At 55.3% G+C, this 6,928-nt stretch carries 5 protein-coding genes; 3 read left to right on the top strand and 2 right to left on the bottom strand.

The features are described 5' to 3' along the window. Window positions 1-108: 108 nt before the first annotated feature. Together BN348_RS00880 and BN348_RS00875 are read right to left on the bottom strand one after the other, a co-directional pair. Window positions 109-972 carry a hypothetical protein gene (locus tag BN348_RS00880; protein WP_040195590.1) on the bottom strand — a complete coding sequence of 288 codons (864 nt, stop codon included), beginning with the start codon at window positions 970-972 and terminating at the stop codon, window positions 109-111. A gap of 29 nt (window positions 973-1,001) precedes the next feature. Beyond that, window positions 1,002-2,378 carry a citrate/2-methylcitrate synthase gene (locus tag BN348_RS00875; protein WP_278247727.1) on the bottom strand — a complete coding sequence of 459 codons (1,377 nt, stop codon included), beginning with the start codon at window positions 2,376-2,378 and terminating at the stop codon, window positions 1,002-1,004. Window positions 2,379-3,179: 801 nt separating this feature from the next. Here BN348_RS00875 and spoIID point away from each other — a divergent pair. The 3 genes from spoIID (at window position 3,180) to BN348_RS00860 (ending at window position 6,766) form a co-directional block, all read left to right on the top strand. Then, window positions 3,180-4,208: a stage II sporulation protein D gene (gene spoIID / locus BN348_RS00870; RefSeq protein WP_040195589.1), complete on the top strand. Its 1,029-nt coding sequence runs from the start codon at window positions 3,180-3,182 to the stop codon at window positions 4,206-4,208. A gap of 145 nt (window positions 4,209-4,353) precedes the next feature. Then, window positions 4,354-6,246 (top strand): heavy metal translocating P-type ATPase, encoded by a 1,893-nt coding sequence (locus BN348_RS00865; RefSeq protein ID WP_040195588.1) that lies wholly within the window; start codon window positions 4,354-4,356, stop codon window positions 6,244-6,246. A 79-nt stretch (window positions 6,247-6,325) separates the two neighbouring features. Next, window positions 6,326-6,766: a GNAT family N-acetyltransferase gene (locus BN348_RS00860; protein WP_040195587.1), complete on the top strand. Its 441-nt coding sequence runs from the start codon at window positions 6,326-6,328 to the stop codon at window positions 6,764-6,766. Window positions 6,767-6,928 lie beyond the last annotated feature (162 nt).

The following is a 6,928-nucleotide window of genomic DNA, read 5'->3' as shown; positions in this document are numbered from 1 at the left end:
CTTCCGGCGGAACCGAATTTTTTTATGGGACGATACCGAAAAACCGTCGGCATCAATTATGAATCATGTTAGTATCGCTTGACAGAATCCATCTGACCGCGGTGAATGCTATTCTGTCTCTGTTGTTTCTTCTAAAACTTCTTCGGAAATATCTTCCGGCTCTTCTTCCAAAGCCAGCTGCGCGTCCCGGTCCCGCCTCTTCAGGTAAAGTACCATGTATGCGGCAAATGCGGTCAGCGCCAGTTCAAGAAGCGTTTCACTCCAGACAAACTCCATCAGGGAGGTACTGCCCTTGAGCTGCGCAATGATCGGCGGAATGGTGACCAGCACGCCGATCACAACGGCCGGAATGCCATAGGCAAACACCCCGCGCGAACCCTTGTCCGGCTGGGTATGCGACCAGATGCGCGCCATACCGACCATGAACAATGCAATGAACACATAGAAGAGCAGCTTGAACAGATGCTCCGACACACTGATGATCGTGGTGTATTCGGTGAAGAGCTGCAGCAGCCGCAGCACCACCCAGATAGCCGGCAGCACCGAAAGGAAGGCACTGAAAATCGTGTTGTATTTCATCTGACAGACGCCCATATAAAGCAGAATCACACCGATCAGGATACCGAAAAACGAAATGATGATGCGGAAGGTGGAATCCCCTGTAACGCCAAACGCACGGATGATGTCCATGACACAGCGCACAACGAACGAACCGCCCAGCACCAGCGTCAGGATGTACAGCGGCTTATCCCGGTCCAGAATGATGGACGGGTGTGACCGGTTCAGATAGGAAAAGAGAATCGATGCAACGATGGTCAGAACCAGAATCGCGTACAGAACCGGCGCAATGAAATCCCCTTCCAGGGAAAATCCGGTTTTGCCGTCGATAAAGGCGATCAATTCGATGATGCGGATCGGCAGTGCAAGAAGGACGCCGAAGATCAGTACCAGATAGGAAGCTTTCAGTTTCATAACGTTGTCCTTTCTTCTATCAGAGGATGTTAGCCGCGCTCGCCGATCGGGATATACGGCGCAGGCGTGGACAGGGATTTATAGGCCGGACGGATGATCTTTTTGCTGTTGTTAATTTCTTCAATGCGGTGCGCGCACCAGCCCGCCACACGCGAGATGGCGAACATCGGGGTAAACAGGTCCTGCGGGATGCCGAGCATCCGGTAAACGAAGCCGGAGTACATGTCCACATTGGCGCAGATGACCTTCTCAAGGCCCTTTTCCTCATAGAAGACCTCGGGAGCCAGCCGCTCAATCGACTCAAGCAGGCCGAATTCCTCCTCCATGCCCTTTTCGGCGGCAAGCGCCTTCGCGTTCCGTTTGAGGATGACTGCGCGCGGATCGCTGATCGTATAGACCGCATGGCCCATACCGTAGATGAGTCCCGAACGGTCCCCCGCCTCTTTGCGGATAATCTTGCGCAGAAATTCCTTGATCTGCGCGTCGTCGCTCCAGTCGGACACGCCGGATTTGAACGCTTCGAGCATCTCCATCACCTTGAGATTGGCGCCGCCGTGACGCGGGCCTTTCAGCGAACCGATGGCGGCCGAGATCGCCGCATAGGTATCGGTGCCTGTAGAGGTGAGCACCCTTGCCGTAAAGGTGGAGTTGTTGCCGCCGCCGTGCTCCGCATGCAGGATCAGGCACATGTCGAGCAGCTTGGCTTCCTCTTCGGTGAATTTCTGGTCGGCGCGCAGCCCCGCCAGAATATTCTGCGCAACGCTGTAGCCCTTGACGACCGGATGGAAGTACATGCTTTCATTGTAGTAATAGCGTTTTTTGACCTGATATGCCTCCACCATGATGATCGGCATCCGCGCGATGATCTGGATGGCCTGGAACATCACATTGGTCAGGCTGGTATCCTCCGGATTGTGATCGTAGGAATACAGCGCCAAAACGGAACGGCCCAGCTTGTTCATGACATTGTTGGAAGGCGCCTTCAGGATAATATCCTCCAGAAAGCCCTTCGGGAACTCCCGATAGTACTCCAGGATGTCCTGAAATTTGGCAAGCTGTTCCGCTGTCGGCAGACTGCCGAACAGCAGCAGCCAGACCGTCTCTTCAAAACCGAACCGGTTCTCCCGGATACAGTTTTCAACGATGTCGTTGATATCGATACCGCGGTAGGTCAGTTTTCCCTCGGCGGGAATCCGTTCGCGCTCATTGATGATGTAGCCGTGCACGTTGCAGATCTTGGTAAGTCCCGCCAGAACGCCGGTGCTGTCGGCGTTGCGGAGGCCCTTCTTGACCTCGTATTTCTCGTACGCGGCCTTGTCGATGTGGTTGTATTTGAGGAACTCATCGCACAGCATTTTTAAGTTCTGCCGGTCACGCTCTGAGTAATGGCTTTGCGGATTAATCAATAAAAATCACCACTCTTATAGATTCGCCCCGCCCTGGGGCTGCAAAGGAATACTTTTTTACACATGGTTTTATTGTATGCCACATTCCCATTAATGTCAAGCTGTTATCTGTGAATTTAAGATGTGTCTGTGTATAAACTTGCAGCTTATCCCGCAAGTTCCTTCACGCACTCAGCCGCGTCCACATCCGTATCTTCAGGTTTCTGCGACGGGGTGCTGCTAGCGGACGCAGCCTTCCAACAAAAACACCGCACAACGGCATCCTTCCTTTGCTGATGAAAGTCATGTTAACATAAGTATGCTCACTTTGTTGTCAGAGGTCTGAATACGTCCCAAACAATACCCGGCTGAATCATTGCCGGACATAGCTGTCATGGCGATTGGATGCTATTAAAATCCCCCCAGCATACAGCCAGCCGAAGTATCAAAGTGCCAAAAGAATGGCCTATAGCCAGCAATTCGCTTGTCTTTATACATTCCCTGCCACACCCCCCTTCTAAACGCCACTCACAACGCCTGATGGAAGACAAACATATCAACAAACGCACAAAAGGAACCGCCCGATACCATCTACTTCAGAGCCGTTTTGAATGGTTCTGAATACAGACACACTTCCCGTTTGGGCAGAGGGATGATCTCCCCGGACATATCTGCAGGGGATTCTGAATAGGATGGTAATAACCGCCCGGCATGACATCGGCGCGCTTGGCCGCACCGAAAAATCCATGAACATCAAAGGAGGAAGGGGCCGGATGCTTCGGGCCTTTCGGCAAGGATACCGAACACATCCGCCGTCTGATTATGAAGAGTAAAGTGATTCTGGCAGCAGTGCTCATCTTTTTAATAGCCGCCATCCCCATTCTGTCGATCAATTTCGGCGCCGAGCAGACGCCGCCGGCAACCCCGCATACGTCAAGCGGGGACATGCAGAATCAGGGAAACGCGGACACCGTCATCAAAACTGACGGTTATTTCAACATTCTGGACGCCTCGACCGGCAAGGTGAACAAGGTCTCGGAGCGCGATTATGTCCGCGGCGCAGTCGCGTGCGAAATGCCCGCCAGCTATCACACCGAGGCGCTGAAGGCACAGGCCGTCGCGGCGCATACCTATGCGCTCAGGCTGCGAGAGCAGCAGAAGCAGAAGAAGGATGAAACGCTCAAGGGAGCGGATTTCTCCGCCGACCCGTCCAACCTGAAAGGATACATGACCGAAACGCAGGCCAAACAGTTTTTCGGCAGCAATTTCGAGCTGCGCTGGTCCAAAATCACCGAAGCCGCCGACGCCGTACTCAAGGAATGCCTGGTCTACGAGGAGCAGCCGATCATTGCGGCCTACCATGCCATCTCGTTCGGCAAAACCGAGCAGGCGGAAAACGTCTGGAGCTCATCGGTTCCCTATCTGGTCGCGGTCGACAGCGAGGGGGATAAGCTCTCGCCGGACTACGCGTCCACCGTCAAGCTGACGGCGGATGAGGTCAAAACCAAGCTGACCGCGAAATTCCCCGACATCAAGCTCGGCGACGACTGCCAGAAATGGTTCACCGACCTGACCCGTTCGGATTCCGGAACGGTGCTTTCCCTGAAGGCCGGCGGCCAGGAAACCACCGGCAAGGAGCTGCGGGAGGTGTTCGGGCTTCGCTCCGCCGACTTCGAGATCTCCTACGCGGACGGCAGCTTCACCTTCCAAGTCGTCGGATATGGGCACGCGGTTGGTCTCAGCCAATACGGCGCCGACTACATGGCGCGTCAGGGAAGCAGCTACCGTGACATTTTACTGCACTATTACCAGAATGTTCAGATCGCTGCGCTTGACATTCCGGGCCTTTAGGATGTAAACTTTTATCAGAGTGGTTTTTTTCCGGAAATATTTATGGTAAAATTGATTCAAGAAACGCTGAAACCATCCGGAAGATTTTCCGCTTTGGACAAAAGTCATACATACAGGGACGTAACAGGTAAAAGGGATGTGAAATATGGGGAAGAAACAGCAGCAAAGCAAACACACCTTACCAAAAAAAGCCCGCGGGCTTTTCGATACATGCAAATCATGGGTTCATTCCCATCCGGTACGGGCGGGATTCTGGGGAGCCGGCGCCATTGCGCTGATCGTCGGGCTCTGCCCGGTCGGGGAGCTTGGCAAAACCATCTGCTTCGCGCTGGCCGCCATTCTATGGGGCCATCAGGTTATCCTGTCGGTATTCCGCAGCCTTCTGCGGACCCGGCTGGACAATGCGCTCCTTCCGCTGCTCGCGGTCATTGCGTCGTTTGCGGTCGGCCGTTATGTGGACGGCTTTCTGGCGATGGTGCTTTACATGGCCGGCAGCAGGCTCGTCGTGTATGCGCTTCGGTATTCCAAGCACAGCCTGGAGAAGCTCTACGACATCTGCCCGGAAACCGCGGTCCTGCAGGACAAGCGCGGGCATCGGAAGCAGATCGAGGTCGAGCTTGTCAAGGTCGGTGACCGGCTGGTCGTTGAGGTCGGCGGAAAGGTTCCGGTGGATGCGCAGATTCTGCAGGGCGAATCCACGATCGATCCGTACGCGCTCAAGGGCGAGAGCATCCCGGTCAGCGTCCGGGAGGGGGACATCATCCTCTCCGGCACGGTGAACCGCGACCGGGAGCTGGTCTGCGAGGCCATCCGCGACTTCGAGCATTCGGCGGCATCCAAGGTCTTTAAAACGGTTCATCAGTCGATGCAGAAGCAGGCGAAGGCACAGCGGTTCGCGCACACCTTTCCGCGCATCTTTGCGCCGGTTATGATCGTTCTGGCCATCCTGATCTCGGTTCTGCCGCCGTTCTTCGGCTTCGGCAGCCACCAGTACTGGATTGCCATCGGCGCGATCCTGCTGGCGGCGGCCTCCCCGTTTTCTCTGGCCAAGGGGGTTCCGCTGGCGTTCTTTTCGGGGCTCGGTGCCGCCGCGCGCAAAGGGATCCTGTTTAAGGGCGCAAAATACATGGATGTGCTCGCAAAAACCGGACTGGCCGTGTTCGAAAAGACCGGTACGCTGACCAAAGGGGTCCTGACGGTCCGGCAGGTCAAGAGCCTGGGCCGTATGGGTGAGCAGGAAATCCTGCAGCTGGCGGCTGCCGCCGAGAGCTACAGCAACCACGCCGTCGCGCGTGCGATTTCGAGGGCCTGTCCGAAGCCGGAAAATCTTGTGATCATGGATCATCAGGAGCTCAGCGGGCTGGGCGTCATCGCCACGATGATCGGCAGGCGGGTCATTGTGGGCTCCGAAAGGCTGATGAAGCAGGAGGGCATCGAGATCGGCGACGCGCTCGCCGATGTTTACATCGCAACCGACGACACCCTGCAGGGCGCGATTTATCTGAGCGACACGCTGCGTGAGGATGCCGTCAACACCATCCAGGCACTCAAGAAGATGGGCATCAAAAAGACCATTCTTTTGACCGGCGACCACAAGGAAGCCGCGTCGAAGATCAAATATCAGACCGGCATTGATGAATTCTATTATCTGCTGCACAACAACGACAAGCTGTTCTTCCTGCAGCAGGCCGGCATGGATGAGGACGCCGTCATCTTTGTCGGGGACGGCATCGCCGACGCGCCGGTCATGGCCAGCGCCGATGTGGGACTTGCCATGGGACTGGGCGCGAACCTGGACATCGACACGGTCGATGTGATCCTGATGTCCAACCGGGTCTCCTCTGTCGCGGACGCCATCCGGCTCTCCCGCCGCACCATCTGGACGGCGCGGCTGAACATTGCGCTGTCGGTGCTTTCCAAGCTTGCGCTGATTGTGCTGGCGCTTCTCAATCTGATCGGCCTGTGGCCTGTCATGGTCGTCGATGCGGTGATTTCCGCGCTGACCATTCTGACCACGGTATGGCTGTTAAAGAAATAGGCACTGAATCGATACATATATAAAAGGCGGTATGGAGTTCCATATCGCCTTGCGTTTATTGGGGAAGGAGCTGAGACGGATGTATACCCTCCGGAAACTGACACCGCAGGACCTGCAGCCGCTGGTGGAGCTGGTTTGGCGGGTCTTTCTGGAATTCGAAGCGCCGGAATACTCCGAAGCCGGCGTGCAGACCTTTTATAACTACATCCACGACGCGGATGCGGTTGCCGCGCTGACCGCCTGCGGCGCATACGATGGGGAAACGTTAGCCGGCGTCCTCGCTTTACGGGGTGATCACATCTCGCTGTTCTTCGTCGCAAAGGAGCATCATCGCCGCGGCATCGGAAAAGCCCTCTTTGCATGGCTGCTCGAACACGCAGGAACATGCCGGTTTACTGTCAATTCCTCCCCCTATGCCGTCGAGGTCTATCGCCGCCTGGGTTTCATAGAAACCGATACCGAACAGCTCACCGGCGGTATACGTTATACGCCGATGGTATATAAAAAAGCTGTGGACTGACCGTTCTGAATACAATCAAGGTTTTTCGTTCATGTTGTATGCTGCGGAGCTCGATATCAGCGGCATCTAACGCGGAAACGCCTGTCGGACATAATCTGTTGATTGCAAAAAAAGGAACACTCCCGATGTCTTGCATCAGGAGCGTTCCTTTTTATATTATTT

The organism is Candidatus Soleaferrea massiliensis AP7 (assembly GCF_000820765.1).
GTDB classification, from domain to species: domain Bacteria; phylum Bacillota; class Clostridia; order Oscillospirales; family Ruminococcaceae; genus Soleaferrea; species Soleaferrea massiliensis.
This window is presented reverse-complemented; position numbering and strand designations above follow the sequence as displayed.

Excerpts from the sequence above, each read along its gene's own strand:
- BN348_RS00865 (WP_040195588.1), top strand. The coding sequence starts at position 4,354 with ATGGGGAAGAAACAGCAGCAAAGCAAACACACCTTACCAAAAAAAGCC.
- BN348_RS00880 (WP_040195590.1), bottom strand. The coding sequence starts at position 972 with ATGAAACTGAAAGCTTCCTATCTGGTACTGATCTTCGGCGTCCTTCTT.
- spoIID (WP_040195589.1), top strand. The coding sequence starts at position 3,180 with ATGAAGAGTAAAGTGATTCTGGCAGCAGTGCTCATCTTTTTAATAGCC.
- BN348_RS00860 (WP_040195587.1), top strand. The coding sequence starts at position 6,326 with ATGTATACCCTCCGGAAACTGACACCGCAGGACCTGCAGCCGCTGGTG.